This window comes from Mycobacterium kyogaense (genome assembly GCF_003254575.1).
GTDB classification, from domain to species: domain Bacteria; phylum Actinomycetota; class Actinomycetes; order Mycobacteriales; family Mycobacteriaceae; genus Mycobacterium; species Mycobacterium kyogaense.
In genome coordinates, this window is record NZ_QJUA01000028.1 from 57,851 (window position 1) to 72,958 (window position 15,108).

Consider the following 15,108-nt stretch of genomic DNA (forward strand, 5'->3'; position numbering starts at 1 on the left):
CGACCATGCAGGTCGCGATTGTGCTCTACCCCGGCTTCACCGCGCTGGACTTCATCGGACCCTACGAATGCCTGCGATGGCTGCCCGACACCGAGGTCCGCTTCGTCTGGCACGACACCGGGCCGATCGCCGCGGATTCCGGGGTGCTGCTCGTCGGGGCCACGCACACCTTCGACGAGACCCCGTCGCCGGACATCGTGCTGATCCCCGGCGGCATGACCACGCTCGAGCACGCACGCGACAAGAAGGTGCTCGAGTGGGTGCGCCGCGCCCATGAGACGTCGACATGGACGGCGTCGGTGTGTTCGGGGTCGGTGATCCTGGCCGCCGCGGGGCTGCTCACCGGGAAGCGGGCGACGTCGCACTGGGCGGCGCTGCCGGTATTGCGGACGTTCGGGGTGACCCCGGTCGGTGACGAGCGGATCGTGGCCGCCGACGAGCGCATCGTCACCTGCGCCGGCGTGTCGGCCGGCATCGACCTCGGGCTGTGGCTGACCGGCCGCATCGGTGGTGAGGCCAAGGCGAAGGTCATCCAGCTGTCGATGGAGTACGACCCGCAGCCGCCGTTCGACTCCGGGCACATGTCGAAGGCGTCCGCGTCGACCAAGGCCGCCGCCACCGCGCTGATGAGCCGCGACCTGGCCACACCCGCGTCGATCGCGGCCGCGGGCGGCCTGATGTGGGACGCCGCCCTCCACTCCGTGCGAGTTCGGCGTGCTCGTCGTCGCTCAACGAAGGCAATCACGCCGAAATCGCCGACCGGATGACAGCGATCACCCGTTCTGGGTATTCCGTCAGGTCCAGCCAGGTGAATCGGAGTATCTGCCAATTGAGCAGCACGATGTCGTTCTGGCGAGTGCGGTCGATCTGAAACTCCGCTGCGCCACTGTGGAATGCGAACCCGTCGACCTCAATGGCGACGTTCGCCGCGGGAAACGCCACGTCGACGCGATAGCCGCCGACCGGATAGTTCGCCCGCCACCCGGTGATTCCTGCGGCTCGGAGGAGCTTGAGCAGGAGTCGCTCGGCCGCTGACCGGGCGCCATGGTCGGCTGCCTGGAGCAGTCGTCGGGATCGCGGCGCACCGTAGCGACCCTTGTGGCGCAGGTGTGCTTGCCACAACGGCGGCAGGTCAACCGTCGTCTGCAGGGCTGAGTCGAGCAGCCTCGGACCACCGCCCTTGCGTGCTGCGGCCTCGACCACCGTGAGCGCCAGGCTTGTCACGCGCAGGCCTTTGACCTCAGAGACATCCTTGGAGGGGAGGTCACGTCGTCGCGGCACGCAGCCGGCGTGCTGTCGGCCATTGCTGTTGCGCGGAACGGTGATCTCGACCATTTCTGGCGCGAACTTGGTCAAGCCGTGCCACCACGCGGCAGTCAGTCCGCTGCCGGCAGCCTCGGGACCGTAGCCCCACACCGCTGCCCGGATGCGGGCGGCATCAGTGAACGGCTGGTCGTTCACCGAGTACACGCCACGAGCGCGCCGCACCCAACGGCCGGAGGTGACTCGCCGCTGCACAGCGGCGTGGCTGAGGCCGGCAGCCCGGGCCTGAGCGAGCGTGATGACGCCATCGTGACGTCGAAAATAGTCATCGAGCATGCATGAACGGACGCACCAGACGCCCACGCGGTTCCGTCTCCGGCGATTTCGGCGTGTTCGTCGTCGCTGACCGTCGACAAGCACGCCGAAATCGCAGTCCAGTAGCGTCGTCGGGGTGAATTTGGCCTACGACGATCGCGGTACCGGCGATCCGGTGCTCTTCATCGCCGGCCGCGGGGGCGCTGGTCGCACCTGGCATCTGCATCAGGTGCCGGTGTTCGCCCGCGCGGGCTATCGCTGTGTGACGTTCGACAACCGCGGCGTGGGTGCCACGGAGAACGCCGACGGGTTCACCACCGAGACGATGGTCGGCGATGTCGTCGACATCGTCGAGAAGCTGGGCCTGGCTCCGGTGCGCATCGTCGCGTTGTCGATGGGCTCCTACATCGCCCAGGAGCTGATGGTGGCCCGCCCCGATCTGGTGCGCTCAGCGGTGCTGATGGCCACCCGCGGCCGCCACGATCGCGCGCGGGACTTCTTCTGGCGTGGCGAAGAGGCGCTGGCCCGGTCGGGGATCGAACTTCCTGTCGAGTTCGAGGCGAAAGTGCGCCTGCTGGAAAGTTTTTCGCCCAAGACGCTGAACGACGACAATGCGATCCGGGATTGGATCGACATGTTCACGATGTGGCCGCAGAAGCCCACCCCAGGCATGCGGACGCAGCTGTCGATCGCCCCGCAGAGCAGCCGGCTGGCCGCCTACCAGAACGTGCAGACGCCCGCGCTGGTGATCGGTTTCGCCGACGACGTCGTGCTGCCCGCCTACCTCGGCCGCGAGGTGGCCAACGCGATGCCCAACGCGACGTTCCTGGAGATCCCCGGCACCGGCCACCTCGGCTTCATCGAGAAGCCACAGGTGGTCAACACCGCGATCCTCAATTTCTTCGCCGATACCCTGTAGTGGTGAACCCCTCGACCGCGCAGGCTCGGGTGGTCGTCGACGAGCTCGTCCGCGGCGGCGTCCGCGACGTCGTGTTGTGCCCGGGCTCGCGCAATGCTCCGCTCGCGTTCGCCCTGCACGACGCTGATCGCGCCGGGCGCCTGCGGCTGCACGTCCGCATCGACGAGCGCACCGCAGGCTTCCTCGCCATCGGCCTCGCAGTCGCGCAGGGTGCGCCGGTGTGCGTGGCGATGACGTCGGGCACCGCGGTGGCCAACCTGGGCCCGGCCGTCGTCGAGGCCAACTACGCTCGCGTGCCCTTGATCGTGCTGAGCGCCAACCGGCCCTATGAGCTGCTCGGCACCGGCGCCAATCAGACCTTCGAGCAGCTCGGCTACTTCGGCACCCAGATGCGGGCCAACATCAGCCTCGGTCTCGCCGAGGACGTTCCGGAGAAGATGGCGTCGCTGAACGCCCAGTGGCGCTCGGCGACGTGCCGCGTGCTCGTCGCCGCCACGGGATCGCGCTCCGCCAACGCCGGCCCGGTGCAGTTCGACATCCCGCTGCGTGAGCCGCTGGTGCCGGCGCCCGACGAACCCGGAGCCCCCTACGCCCCGGAGGGCCGCCCTGACGGCCGGCCGTGGACGTTGACCCCGCCGGTGACGTTCGACCAGCCGCTCGACATCGACATCACCCCCGACACCGTCGTCATCGCCGGCCACGGCGCCGGTGCGCACCCCAATCTCGCGCACCTGCCCACGGTCGCCGAGCCGACCGCGCCGTATGCGGCCAATCCGCTGCATCCGTTGGCGCTGAACCTGATTCGGCCGCAGCAGGTCATCATGCTCGGCCGCCCGACCCTGCATCGTCCGGTGTCGGCGCTGCTGGCCGACCCGTCGATCCCGGTGTACGCGTTGACCACCGGACCGCGGTGGCCGGACGTCTCGGGCAACTCGCAGGCGACGGGTACGCGCGCGGTCACCTCAGGTGAGCCGAGCCGAGAGTGGCGGGATCGGTGCGCGCAGGCGCATCGGCAGGCGTGTGAGGCGGTGCGCGGCCAGCTCGCCGCGCATCCGCTGACCACGGGTCTGCATGTCGCCGAAGCGGTGGCCGACGCGGTACGTCCGGGTGATCAACTGGTGCTCGGCGCGAGCAATCCGGTGCGCGACATCGCGTTGGTCGGCTTCAACACCCCCGACGTGACGGTCCGCTCCAACCGGGGCGTCGCCGGGATCGACGGCACGGTGTCGACGGCCATCGGGGCGGCCCTGGCCCACGAACGTGTCACGGGCGGCCGCACGATCGCGCTGATCGGCGACCTCACGTTCGTGCACGACAGCTCGGGCCTTCTCGTGGGGCCTACCGAGCCGACACCGACCGCGCTGACCATCGTGGTGTCCAACGACAACGGCGGCGGCATCTTCGAGGTGCTCGAGCAGGGCGATCCGCGCTTCGCCGACGTGTCCTCGCGCATCTTCGGCACCCCGCACGACGTCGATGTGGGTGCGTTGTGTCGCGCCTACCACGTGGAGAACCGGCAGATCGAGGCCGGCGAACTCGCCGCGGCGCTCGACGAGCCCCATGAGGGAATGCGGGTGCTGGAGGTCAAGGCGGACCGGTCGTCGCTGCGAGCGCTGCACGCGTCGATCAAGGCCGCCCTGTGACGGCTCTGCTCGCGCGTCTGAAGACGTTGTGGCAGTTCATCATTCCGCACCTGTACGGAGAGCCGGGGGAGACGCGTCGCGGTCGGGTGCTGCGCCGCATTCGGATCGGCATCGTGGCGCTGGCGTGTCTGGTGACGCTGCAGTCGGTGCTGCTGATGGTGGGCGCGTGGCGCAACGATCGTCAGATCGAGAGGCACATGGGGGTCGCCGAAGCCACGGTGCTCGACGCCGGTCCGCGGCGCTCGACGATCGAGTTCGTCACTCCCGACCGGGTGACCTATCGGCCGGAACTGGGTGTGCTGTACCCGTCGGAGTTGGAGAACGGGATGCGCATCTACGTCGAATACGACGTCAACAACCCCGATCTCGTCCGGGTGCAGGATCGTGACGCCTCACTGGCGATCATCCCGGCGGGTTCCATCGCGGTGGTGGGATGGCTCGTCGCGGGCGCCGCGCTGGGCGTCACCGCGCTGGTGCAGCGGCGTATCGATGCACCCCCGGTGCCTCAGGACGCGACGAGCTGAACGAGCCAGTCGTCGTCGGAGATGTCGACCTTCTCCCCGGTGTCCACGTCGACCACGGTCGGTGTGCCGACGTTGGCCGAGTCCGCGCTGTAGAGCAGGTCGAAGTTGTTCTGCTCCAAGGCGTCGATGTCGACGATCTCTTGCGCGCGGGCGATGTTGTCGGCCACCGGTTCTGGAAGCCCCGCGGTTCGTGCGATGGTGCGGAGTTCATCGCCGCTGAATGCGGGGCCGCCCGGATCCTGTTGTGCCCACAGCTCTTCGACGAAGTGCTGGAAATCGACAGCTGAGGTGGTCGCGTCACCGGCGGGTTCGGCGGCGGCGAACATGGCGTTGACCACCGCTGCCGAGTAGCCCTGCCCCTCCTCGTCGAGGAACGTGAGGGGGCGGTAGGTGACCTGCGCCCCGCCCACCGCCAGGTAGTACGCGATCTGGTCGCCGAACTGCTGTTGCAGATCGTGGCAGTGGGTGCACTGCGGTTCGGTGAAGATCTCGATCTGCGCGGGTGCGTCGTCGAATCCGGCGACGATGCCGAAACCGTCGTCCGAGAGGGCCAACGGAGCGCGGACGGGATCGGGGCGCGCGGTGCCGGTGACCTCCTTCGCGCAGCCGACAGTGCCGAGCAGCAGCCCGATCACGATCAGGAGACGCACCGCCCGCGTTGTCCGCATGTCGGGAAGAATAACGCCGCACCACGGGCAATTCGCGCGACATATCCCTGCCCGCAACCTCTGGGACAGATCGTGCTGTCACCGTCGGGACGTGCGCGTCGCAATCGTCGCAGAGTCGTTCCTCCCGAATGTCAACGGCGTCACCAACTCGGTGCTTCGGGTGATGGAGCATCTTCGTCGCACCGGCCACGAGGTGTTGGTCATCGCCCCCGACACCCCGCGGGGTGAGCCCGCCGCCGACCGGGTGCACGACGGTGTCCGCATCCACCGCGTGCCGTCGATGATGTTCCCCAAGGTCACCTCGCTGCCGCTGGGTGTGCCGCGCCCGCGGATGGTGGGTGTGCTGCGCGGGTTCGATCCCGACGTGGTTCATCTGGCGTCGCCGGCGCTGCTGGGCTGGGGCGGTGTGCACGCGGCACGGTATCTGGGCGTCCCCACGGTGGCGGTGTTCCAGACCGATGTGGCCGGTTTCGCGCAGAGTTACGGCGTCGGCGTGATGTCGCATGCGGCGTGGGCGTGGACCCGCCGGTTGCACAGCAAAGCCGACCGCACTCTCGCGCCGTCCACCGCAGCCATGGACGATCTTGTGGCGCATGGCATTCCGCGGGTGCAGCGGTGGGCGCGCGGCGTGGACGTCACCGGGTTCGCCCCGTCGGCACGTGACGACGCGCTGCATCGAACGTGGTCGCCCGACGGGAAACCCGTCGTCGGCTTCGTCGGCCGGCTGGCGCCCGAGAAGCACGTGGAGCGGCTGGCCGTACTGGCGCAACGTGACGATGTCCAGGTCGTCGTCGTCGGGGACGGCGTGGACCGGCCGAAGCTCGAAGCCCAGCTGCCGAACGCGGTGTTCACCGGCGCGCTGTACGGCGCCGAACTCGCCACGGCCTACGCCAGCATGGACGTCTTCGTCCACCCCGGCGAACACGAGACGTTCTGTCAGGCCGTGCAGGAGGCGATGGCCTCCGGGGTGCCGGTGATCGCCCCCGACGCGGGCGGCCCGCGCGATCTGGTGGCCCCGTACCGAACCGGACTGTTGCTGCCGGTGGCCGAGTTCACCGAGCGGCTCTCCGCGTCGGTCGACCACCTGATCGACGAGCGGCGGCGCTACTCGCTCGCGGCGCGGCGCAGTGTGCTCGGTCGCACCTGGCCGGTGATCTGTGACGAGCTCCTCGGGCACTACCACGAAGTGGCCGGTCGCCGGGGCGTTCGCGCCGCCTGAGTTTGCCCCGTATCCCCACCGGGTATCAAAGCCGGGCTGCGGGCGGCTCAGCGGAGAGCGGGGATTTCGATGATCGGTACGGTCTACGAGGCCGCTCTCGGCGGACAACGCTGTTGGGTCCGCGGCGCCGATTACCAGACGCGGGAACTGCCCGTCGAGCGCTGGCTCGGTGACTGCGACGACGATCCCTGCGACGCGGCCCTGGTGGCGCGATGTGAGGGACCGACCATCGACCTGGGCTGCGGGCCCGGACGCGTCGTCGCGTGGCTGACCCGCCACGGCATCCCCGCACTGGGCATCGATCAGTCGGCCGTCGCGGTCCACCTGGCCGGGCGGCGCGGTGCCCGAGCGCTGCGCGGCGACGTCTTCGACGAGCTCCCGCGCGAAGGCTGGTGGCAGACGGTGGTGCTCGCCGACGGCACCATCGGCATGGGTGCGGATCCGCTCCGGCTGCTCAACCGCTGCCGGGCCCTGCTCCGCGACGGCGGCCACTGCGTCGTCGAGTTCGATCCCGGCGCCACCGGTACGGAGACGACGATGCAGCGTCTGGAGTCCGAGACCCAGGTCGGCCCGTGGTTCTCGTGGGCGACGGTCGGTCTCGACGCGCTCGAGGAGTTCGGTCAGCGAGTCTCGTTGCGGCTCAAAGACGTCGAGGTCTTCGGCGATCGCGGCATCGCTGAGCTCGCCGCGATCTAGCCCTGCGCCTCGATGGCCACCGGCTGCCACTCCTTCCACGTCGCCAGACGCTTCTCGTAGTCGGCTGTCGCCAGCTGCAACGGCAGCTCTCCGAAGAACACCCGCAGCGGCGGTTCAGGGGCGTCGACGACCTTGAGGATCGCGCGGGCCGAGGCCTGCGGATCGCCGGGCTTGGAGCTGCGCGACGCCCGCGATTCGGCCGCCTTGGCGTGCGCGTCGGCGTAGTCGGGCAGTTCGGCGGCGTGCCGGGCCGAGGAGCCGGCCCAGTCGGTGGAGAACCCGCCCGGCTCGATCAGCGTGACGTGCACGCCGAAATCGGCGACCTCCTGGGCCAGCGCCTGGCTGAAGCCCTCGAGCGCCCACTTGGAGGCGTGATAGATCCCGACGTTCGGGAAGGCGGTGATGCCACCGATCGACGACACCTGGATGATGTGGCCGCTGCGCTGCGCCCGCAGGTACGGCAATGCGGCCTGGGTGATCCACAGGGCGCCGAACACGTTCGTCTCGATCTGGTCGCGGGCGTCGGACTCGGAGAGTTCTTCGATGAAGCCGAACTGTCCGTAGCCGGCGTTGTTGACGACGATGTCGAGCCGGCCGAAGTGCTCGTGCGCCTGCGCGACGGCCGCGAAGTCGGCCTCCCGGTCGGTGACATCGAGCTGCAGCGGCAGCAGCGCGTCGCCGTGCTTGGCGGCGAGATCCTCGAGGCTGGCCAGGTCACGAACGGTGGCGGCGACCTTGTCGCCACGCTCGAGGGCGGCGATCGTCCATTCGCGGCCGAAGCCGCGGGATGCACCGGTGATGAACCACACTTTTTCGCTCATGAGCGGTTCAATGCCCTCGCCGCTAGCATCCATTCCCGATTCCCGGCGGTGATACGTTCGCGGTTGTGAACCGTGCGTCGCTGGAGAAGGACCCCCATGAGGTCGCGTCGATGTTCGACGGCGTGGCGCGGCGCTACGACCTGACGAACACGGTGCTCTCCGGCGGACAGGATCGGTTCTGGCGGCGGGTCACTCGCGAGACGCTCGGGGTCGGCCCAGGCGATCGGGTGTTGGATCTTGCCGCGGGGACGGCGGTGTCGACGGTCGAGCTGGCCGCGTCGGGCGCGTGGTGTGTGGCGGCCGACTTCTCGGTGGGAATGCTGGCCGCCGGGGCGGGCCGGCGGGTGCCGAAGGTCGCGGGGGACGCCACGAAGCTGCCGTTCGCCGACGGCGTCTTCGACGCGGTGACGATCAGCTTCGGACTGCGCAATGTGGTCGACCATGTGGCCGGGCTGCGCGAGATGGCGCGGGTGACGCGTCCCGGTGGCCGGTTGGTGGTCTGTGAGTTCTCCACGCCGACGAACGGTCTGTTCGCGACGACGTACAAGGAATACCTGATGAAGGCGCTGCCGCGGATCGCTCGCGCGGTGTCGTCGAACCCCGACGCGTATGTCTATCTCGCCGAGTCCATTCGCGCGTGGCCCGATCAGGCCGAGCTGGCCCGTCGCATCCAGGCTGCCGGCTGGAAGGACGTGGCGTGGCGCAACCTGACGGGCGGGATCGTGGCGCTGCACACCGCCACCCGTCCTTGATTTCGGCGAGCGCGCGCGTCTGCACGTAGACACGCCGCCATTTGTGTACTTTGGCGCGCGCTCGCGGCCCGCGAACGTAGCGTCAGGCCCATGCCGCACGGACGCCACGCCGATCCCGACGCCACTCTGGCCACCGACCCGCGGTCGGACCCCCGCATGGTCGCCGCATTCGCTGCCTTCGGCCTCGACGGCCGGCTGCCGTCGTCCGGCCTGAGCGCGGACTCGCCACTCGAAGATCGGCTCGCCTACGCGACGATGAGCGAGCGGGGCATCGGTGCGTTCTTCGCCGCACTGGCAGCCGACATCGCTCAACCCGCGGGCGTGACCACCTCGACGACGATGATCTCCGGCGTCGACGGCAACGAGATCATGCTGTTCATCAGCCGGCCCACGGAGGCGAGCGGTCCCCTCCCGGCGATCCTGCACCTCCACGGCGGGGGTATGGCGATCGCGAGCGCCGCCGATATGCCCTATGTCCGGCTGCGCGAGCAGCTCGCCGCCACCGGCCTGGTAGTGGTCGGCGTCGAGTTCCGCAATTCGGGCGGCGCGCTCGGCCCGCACCCGTTTCCCGCCGGCCTGAACGACTGTGCGACGGCCGCCCGCTGGGTCGGCGAGCGTCGCGCCGAGCTCGGCGTCAGCCACATCGTCGTCAACGGTGAGTCCGGCGGGGGAAACCTCACATTGACGTTGGCGCACAGGGCGAAACGCGAGGGATGGGTCGGCGAGATCGCGGGCTTCTACGCGCAGTGCCCGTTCATCTCCAACAGGTGGCAGGAAGCCTGTGATGATCTTCCGTCGCTGGAGGAGAACGACGAATATTTCGTCAGCCGTGAGCAATTGGCGATCCTCGGTTCGCTCTACGATCCCGACCGGCGCTTCGTCGACGATGCGACATGCTGGGCATACGTTGCCACCGATGACGAATTGTCCGGTCTGCCCCCGCATGTCATCTCGGTCAACGAGCTCGATCCGCTACGCGACGAGGGATTGCAGTACTACCGCAGGCTGGTGCGGGCGGGGGTGCCGGCGATGGGTCGCGTGGTGGCGGGTACCTGCCACGGCGGCGATCTGCTGTTGGCGCACGCGATGCCGGACGTCTTCGCAGCCAGCATCAGAGACGTCAGCGGATTCGCCCACTCACTGGCCTGAGCGGTCAGATGTTCGATGCGTCGGCGGGAGCGTGCGGTGGCTGCTGAGCAGGCGAGTTCATCTCCGTGCCAGTCATTCCGGTGATCCCCAGCGTGTACGCGGTCATCGACAGCGAGCCGTAGGAGTAGCCGTCGACGAGCACGCCCACCTCGTCATCGCTCGCCGAGGCCAGGCCCGCGAGGTAGAGCGACGGGATGAAGTGGTCGGGTGTCGGCACCGCGGCACGGAAGTCGGCATGGCCCTGCAACCTCACGGCGTCGGACGGCTGCGAGAGCATCAGCTCCCTGGCTGCGTCGTCGAACCTGCGGGCCCAGTCGAAGCCGGTGTCGAGCTTCCAGTCCATCGCACCCAGATTGTGAACCACGTTACCGCTGGCCAGGATCAGGACGCCGCGCTCACGGAGCGGCGCCAGCTTCGCGCCCAGTTCGAGGTGGTGGTCGAGCGGCTTGTCGGCGTTGATCGACAGCTGGACGACGGGGATCGACGCATCGGGGAACGCGTGCACGAGCACCGACCACGTGCCATGGTCGATACCCCAGCTGTCCACGTCGGCGCCGATCCAGGTCGGGTGCACGACCTCGCTGACCTCCTCGGCCAATTCGGGGAGGCCTGGCGCCGGGTACTGCACGTCGAACAGTTCCTGCGGAAAGCCGTAGAAGTCGTGGATCGTCCGCGGACGCGCCATCGTCGTCACCGCGGTCGCGTTGATGTACCAGTGAGCGCTGACGACCAGGATCGCGCGCGGTCGGGCAACACGGGCGCCGAATTCCCGCCACGCCGCGGTGTAGCGGTTCACCTCGAGAGCGTTCATCGGGCTGCCGTGCCCGATGAACGCCGCGGGCATCAGGTCCATGTGTCCAGCCTCCACCCTCAAGCCGTCGAATTCCACACGCGCAGAGTCTCCGCACCCACCTGCGCGTCGTGGATCTGCTGGAAGTTCCGCCCTCCGCGGGCATACGTCGCGAGGACAGCTGCCGGGCAGCGGCTTTCGACCAGGGGAGCATCCCGCCACCGGCATGGCCGCACGTGTACCAGGTCAACGTCCTCACCGTCGGCGTCGTATAAGTACGGCCCGTCCAAGCGGCCCAGCCGGAACAGGCCGTCCTCGTCGCGGGTCCACACGAACGACCCGTCGGGCGCCGCGGCGAAGCGCTCCACCCGCCGTTCGGGCACATCGATCCGACCGAACCCACACAGCCCCCGTGTAAAGGCCCGGTCGCGCGCCAGCTGCGGATCGATGCCGTCATCGCGCGAGCGCATCGGCGCCCGGTAAACGAGCGTCACGTGAACGGGCGGCGCGCGTCCACCCGCTCCGACAGCCTGCCCGCGCCGCGCCAGAGCCGTGCGACCGCGTCCGCGTCGTCGTCGGTGACGAAGTTGCCCATCACCCGTACCGCGATCGTCATCAGCGCGGAGGACCGCATGGCCAGCGGGCCCGTCGCGGGTAGGAACCGTGGGAACGTCAGCAGCAGCGCCAACCGGCGCGCGATCGAGAACCCGCGGGCATAGTGCCCGTCGAGCACCGCCGGCCACGCTCGCGAGTAGTCGCCGCTGCCCAGCATCGACGCGGCCAGCCGGCCGGTCTCCAGGCCGTAGTCGATGCCCTCGCCGTTGAGTGGGTTCACACACGCCGCGGCGTCGCCGATCAGCATCCAGTTCGGGCCGGCCACGCCGGACACCGCCCCGCCCATCGGCAACAGCGCCGAGCGCGCCGCCCGCACCTCGCCGTCGAACGCCCATTCGTCGCGGCGCAGCGCAACGTAATGATTCAGTAATGGCCGCAGTGCCGCCTCGGCCGGCCGCTTCGCCGTGGCCAGCGCGCCGACGCCGATGTTCACCTCGCCGGTGCCCAGCGGGAAGATCCAGCCGTAGCCGGGGAGCACCTCGCCGGTCGGGGATCGCAGTTCCAGATGGGAGGTGATCCATTCCTCGTCGTGCCGCGGCGTGGCGATGTAGGCGCGGATCGCGGTGCCGTAGACGGTGTCCCTGTGCCACTGCCGGCCGAGGGCGCGGCCCAGACCCGAGCGCACTCCGTCGGCGACGATGAGGTCGCGACACCCCACCACCTCGCCGTTGTCCAGCACCACCGCCGACACCCGCCCGTCCGAACTACGCTGCACGTCAACGGCTTTGACGCCCAGCTTCATCTTGGCGCCGTCGTCGACGGCCACCAGCCGGATGCGCTCGTCGAGTTCGAGACGCGGCACCGCGCTGCTGATGGGCGGAAACGATCGACCCGGCCAGCGGACTTCGACGTCGGCGCCGAAGCCCGACATCCGCAATCCGTGGTGGGTGACCCGGCCGGACAGCCAGCTGTCGAGGCCCAGCCGCCGCATCTCGGCGATGGCGCGCGGGGTCAGGCCGTCCCCGCACGCCTTGTCGCGGGGGAACGTCGCGGCGTCGAGCACCAGCACCTCGTGGCCCGCGCGGGCGGCCCACGCCGCCGCCGCCGAACCGGCCGGACCGGCTCCGACGACGACCACATCAGCGCTCGTGTGCATGGCTCCCAGTATGTTGGCTGTGTGAGGACACCGGCGAACGTGGTGGCGGGAGTGGATTTCGGCGATGCCGAGTTCGCCCAGGACGTCCGTGACGGAGTGGCCCGGATCGAAGCGCTGATGTCGGAGGAACTCGGCCGCGCCGACGAGTTGATGGCCGAGGCGGTGACGCACCTGTTCCAGGCCGGCGGCAAGCGGTTCCGCCCGCTGTTCACGGTGCTGTCCGCTCGCCTGGGGCCGGACCCCGACTCGTGGCAGGTCACCGTCGCAGGCGCCGTCATCGAGCTGGTCCACCTGGCCACGCTGTACCACGACGACGTGATGGACGAGGCGCAGGTGCGCCGCGGTGCCGCCAGCGCCAACGCCCGGTGGAGCAACAACATCGCGATCCTGGCCGGGGACTACCTGTTCGCGACGGCGTCGCGACTGGTCAGCCGCCTGGGACCCGAGGCGGTGCGCATCATCGCCGACACCTTCGCGCTGCTGGTCACGGGCCAGATGCGGGAGACCAGGGGCGCGGCCGAGCATGTCGACGAGGTCGAGCACTACCTGAAGGTGGTCTACGAGAAGACGGCGTGCCTGATCGCCGCCTCGGGCCGCTTCGGGGCCACGTTCTCCGGCGCCGACGAGGAGCAGATCGAGCGCCTGGCCCGGCTCGGCGGCATCGTCGGCACGGCGTTCCAGATCTCCGACGACATCATCGACATCGACAGTGATCCCGACGAGTCCGGCAAGGTGCCCGGCACCGACCTGCGGGAAGGCGTGCACACGCTGCCGGTGCTCTACGCGCTGCGCGAGACGGGCCCCGACGCGGACCGGCTGCGCGAGCTCCTGGCCCGTCCCCTCGAGGACGACGCCGACGTGGCGGAGGCGCTGCGGCTGCTGCGGGCGTCACAGGGCATCGTCAAGGCCAAGGAGACCGTGGCCGAGTACGCGCGCCAGGCCGAGGCGGAACTGGCCGCTCTGCCCGACGGCCCTGGCCGTCAGGCGCTGGCCACACTGGTCGATTACACGATCCACCGGCACGGCTGAGCCCGCCCGGAACCTGTGCGGCCTGCCCGGGCGTTGGAGGGACATATGAGTTCTTCAGGTCATAGGAGGAGTCGTCGATGACGTGGCATCCGCACGCCAACAGGGCGAAGACGTTCCTGTTGCTGGTGCTGTTCTCGGGACTGGTCGTGGCCGTGGGCGCGATGTTCGGTCGCAACATCATGTTCCTCGCGGTGCTGTTCGCGATCGGCATGAACGCCTACGTCTACTTCAACAGCGACAAGCTGGCACTGCGCGCCATGCATGCGCAGCCGGTCACGGAGATGCAGGCGCCGGTGATGTACCGGATCGTGCGGGAGCTGGCGACCACGGCGCGTCAGCCGATGCCGCGGCTCTACATCAGCGACACCGCCGCCCCGAACGCGTTCGCGACGGGCCGCAATCCGCGTAACGCCGCGGTGTGCTGCACGACGGGCATTCTCGGCATGCTCGACGAGCGGGAACTGCGGGCGGTGCTCGGCCACGAGCTGTCTCACGTCTACAACCGCGACATCCTGATCAGCTGTGTGGCCGGCGCGATGGCGTCGGTGATCACTGCGCTGGCCAACCTCGCGTTCTTCGCGAGCATGTTCGGCGGCAACCGTGAAGGTGGCACCAATCCGTTTGCGATCCTTCTGGTTTCGCTGCTCGGCCCGATCGCTGCGACGGTGATCCGGCTGGCGGTGTCGCGCTCGCGGGAGTACCAGGCCGATCAGTCCGGTGCGGAGCTGACCGGTGATCCGCTGGCTCTGGCGAGCGCGCTGCGCAAGATCAGCGCCGGGGTGGAGCGGGCGCCGCTGCCGCCGGAGCCGCAGCTGGCCGACCAGGCGCACCTGATGATCGCCAACCCGTTCCGGTCGGGCGAGAAGATCGGCAAGCTGTTCGCCACCCATCCGCCGATGGCCGACCGGATCGCGCGGCTGGAGGCGATGGCGGGCCGCGGGCCGGGCCAGTACTGACGGGCCCGTCAGACTTTGGGTCTGGCGATGCGCAGCGTGGGGCCGCCCGCTTAAGGTGACGGGCGTGCTGACCCGAATCCTGATCGGTGTCGCGGCCGCGGCCGCGCTCACCGCGCCGGCTGTCGCTTCGGCAGATCCGTCCCCGCTGAACGTCAACGCGTTGCCGCCGGTCAATCCGCAGCCGTTCGCCTCGCCGGATGGCGCCTGGTACTCGTTCGCCGCGCCGGGGGGAGTGACGTGCGTGATGGACAGGCAGTCCGGCAACTACGGCTGCAACGGAGTGCTGCCGGGTGCTCCCGGCGGCGCGAACGTCGTGAGCGGCTGGGCGGGCGGCCCGCCGGGGTTCGCGAACGCGGCCGGCCCGATGTACGGCGCGACGGCCGACCCGCTGCCGCTGCCGCCCAACACCCGGATGAGCTTCCGCACCGTCAGCTGTGGCACCGACGGCGTGATCACCTCGTGCGTGAACACCGTCGACCAGTCGGGCTTCGTCATCAGCCCGACCGGCACCTATTCGTACTGAGCGCTAACACTGCCGCACGCTGCGGCGACATCTAGTCTGTGACGGTGTCGAGCAGAGCTCTTGTCGGCGCGGCGTGCCTGGCCGCGGCCGGTGTCCTCAACGCGGCAGGTCTGGCTGCCGCGTTGAGGAC

Annotated in this window: 17 protein-coding genes; 11 read left to right on the forward strand and 6 right to left on the reverse strand. The window is 69.4% G+C overall.

Translation table 11 applies throughout. From position 1 onward, the window contains the following. The first annotated feature begins 5 nt into the window (after positions 1-5). A complete protein-coding gene (locus DMB80_RS18640; protein ID WP_111511218.1) occupies positions 6-767 on the forward strand; it encodes a DJ-1/PfpI family protein in 762 nt (253 codons plus the stop codon). On the opposite strand, the gene DMB80_RS18645 is transcribed toward DMB80_RS18640, so the two are convergent. After that, complete coding sequence (locus tag DMB80_RS18645) at positions 742-1,599, reverse strand: type IV toxin-antitoxin system AbiEi family antitoxin domain-containing protein (protein WP_111511219.1); 858 nt, start codon at positions 1,597-1,599, stop codon at positions 742-744. The genes DMB80_RS18640 and DMB80_RS18645 overlap by 26 nt on opposite strands. Before the next feature lie 115 nt (positions 1,600-1,714). Between DMB80_RS18645 and DMB80_RS18650 the strand changes: the two genes are divergently transcribed. Genes DMB80_RS18650 through DMB80_RS18660 form a run of 3 tightly spaced genes read left to right on the forward strand, consistent with a single transcriptional unit; the run spans position 1,715 to position 4,664 of the window. Then, complete coding sequence (locus DMB80_RS18650) at positions 1,715-2,497, forward strand: alpha/beta fold hydrolase (RefSeq protein WP_111511220.1); 783 nt, start codon at positions 1,715-1,717, stop codon at positions 2,495-2,497. Between the two features lie 2 nt (positions 2,498-2,499). Then, the gene (gene menD / locus DMB80_RS18655; RefSeq protein ID WP_111511239.1) at positions 2,500-4,140 is read left to right on the forward strand and encodes a 2-succinyl-5-enolpyruvyl-6-hydroxy-3-cyclohexene-1-carboxylic-acid synthase; all 1,641 of its coding nucleotides are present in this window, start codon (positions 2,500-2,502) and stop codon (positions 4,138-4,140) included. Continuing rightward, on the forward strand, positions 4,137-4,664 hold the full coding sequence (locus DMB80_RS18660; RefSeq protein ID WP_046363016.1) for a DUF3592 domain-containing protein: 528 nt from the start codon (positions 4,137-4,139) through the stop codon (positions 4,662-4,664). Before menD ends, DMB80_RS18660 begins: the two co-directional genes overlap by 4 nt. Here the strand turns inward: DMB80_RS18660 and DMB80_RS18665 are convergent. Next, on the reverse strand, positions 4,646-5,332 hold the full coding sequence (locus DMB80_RS18665) for a DsbA family protein (RefSeq protein WP_111511221.1): 687 nt from the start codon (positions 5,330-5,332) through the stop codon (positions 4,646-4,648). The two genes, DMB80_RS18660 and DMB80_RS18665, sit on opposite strands and share 19 nt — an antisense overlap. Before the next feature lie 91 nt (positions 5,333-5,423). On the opposite strand from DMB80_RS18665, the gene DMB80_RS18670 reads away from it, so the two are divergent. Together DMB80_RS18670 and DMB80_RS18675 are read left to right on the forward strand one after the other, a co-directional pair. After that, positions 5,424-6,551, forward strand: a complete 1,128-nt coding sequence (locus tag DMB80_RS18670) for a glycosyltransferase family 4 protein (protein WP_111511222.1) — start codon at positions 5,424-5,426, stop codon at positions 6,549-6,551. Between the two features lie 69 nt (positions 6,552-6,620). Further along, a complete protein-coding gene (locus DMB80_RS18675; protein ID WP_111511223.1) occupies positions 6,621-7,247 on the forward strand; it encodes a class I SAM-dependent methyltransferase in 627 nt (208 codons plus the stop codon). Here the strand turns inward: DMB80_RS18675 and DMB80_RS18680 are convergent. Further along, complete coding sequence (locus tag DMB80_RS18680; protein WP_111511224.1) at positions 7,244-8,068, reverse strand: SDR family oxidoreductase; 825 nt, start codon at positions 8,066-8,068, stop codon at positions 7,244-7,246. The genes DMB80_RS18675 and DMB80_RS18680 overlap by 4 nt on opposite strands. Positions 8,069-8,133: 65 nt before the next feature. On the opposite strand from DMB80_RS18680, the gene DMB80_RS18685 reads away from it, so the two are divergent. Together DMB80_RS18685 and DMB80_RS18690 are read left to right on the forward strand one after the other, a co-directional pair. After that, a complete protein-coding gene (locus tag DMB80_RS18685) occupies positions 8,134-8,820 on the forward strand; it encodes a demethylmenaquinone methyltransferase (RefSeq protein WP_111511225.1) in 687 nt (228 codons plus the stop codon). 90 nt (positions 8,821-8,910) lie between these two features. Continuing rightward, entirely contained in the window at positions 8,911-9,969 is a 1,059-nt protein-coding gene (locus tag DMB80_RS18690; protein WP_111511226.1) for an alpha/beta hydrolase fold domain-containing protein, read from the forward strand. A 4-nt stretch (positions 9,970-9,973) separates the two neighbouring features. On the opposite strand, the gene ygiD is transcribed toward DMB80_RS18690, so the two are convergent. From ygiD to menJ, 3 genes are read right to left on the reverse strand one after another with little or no spacing between them, the layout of a single operon-like run. After that, complete coding sequence (gene ygiD / locus DMB80_RS18695) at positions 9,974-10,813, reverse strand: 4,5-DOPA-extradiol-dioxygenase (protein WP_205538775.1); 840 nt, start codon at positions 10,811-10,813, stop codon at positions 9,974-9,976. A gap of 26 nt (positions 10,814-10,839) precedes the next feature. After that, positions 10,840-11,253 carry a GAF domain-containing protein gene (locus tag DMB80_RS18700; RefSeq protein WP_111511228.1) on the reverse strand — a complete coding sequence of 138 codons (414 nt, stop codon included), beginning with the start codon at positions 11,251-11,253 and terminating at the stop codon, positions 10,840-10,842. Then, positions 11,250-12,470 carry a menaquinone reductase gene (gene menJ / locus DMB80_RS18705; RefSeq protein ID WP_111511229.1) on the reverse strand — a complete coding sequence of 407 codons (1,221 nt, stop codon included), beginning with the start codon at positions 12,468-12,470 and terminating at the stop codon, positions 11,250-11,252. The genes DMB80_RS18700 and menJ overlap by 4 nt, the downstream gene beginning before the upstream one ends. 21 nt (positions 12,471-12,491) lie before the next feature. Between menJ and grcC1 the strand changes: the two genes are divergently transcribed. From grcC1 to DMB80_RS18720, 3 genes are all read left to right on the forward strand, one after another. After that, a complete protein-coding gene (grcC1, locus tag DMB80_RS18710; protein ID WP_205538771.1) occupies positions 12,492-13,499 on the forward strand; it encodes a nonaprenyl/(2E,6E)-farnesyl/geranylgeranyl diphosphat synthase in 1,008 nt (335 codons plus the stop codon). Between the two features lie 77 nt (positions 13,500-13,576). Beyond that, entirely contained in the window at positions 13,577-14,455 is an 879-nt protein-coding gene (htpX, locus tag DMB80_RS18715) for a zinc metalloprotease HtpX (protein ID WP_111511231.1), read from the forward strand. Positions 14,456-14,519: 64 nt separating this feature from the next. After that, a complete protein-coding gene (locus tag DMB80_RS18720) occupies positions 14,520-14,978 on the forward strand; it encodes a hypothetical protein (RefSeq protein ID WP_111511240.1) in 459 nt (152 codons plus the stop codon). The last annotated feature ends 130 nt before the right edge of the window (positions 14,979-15,108 follow it).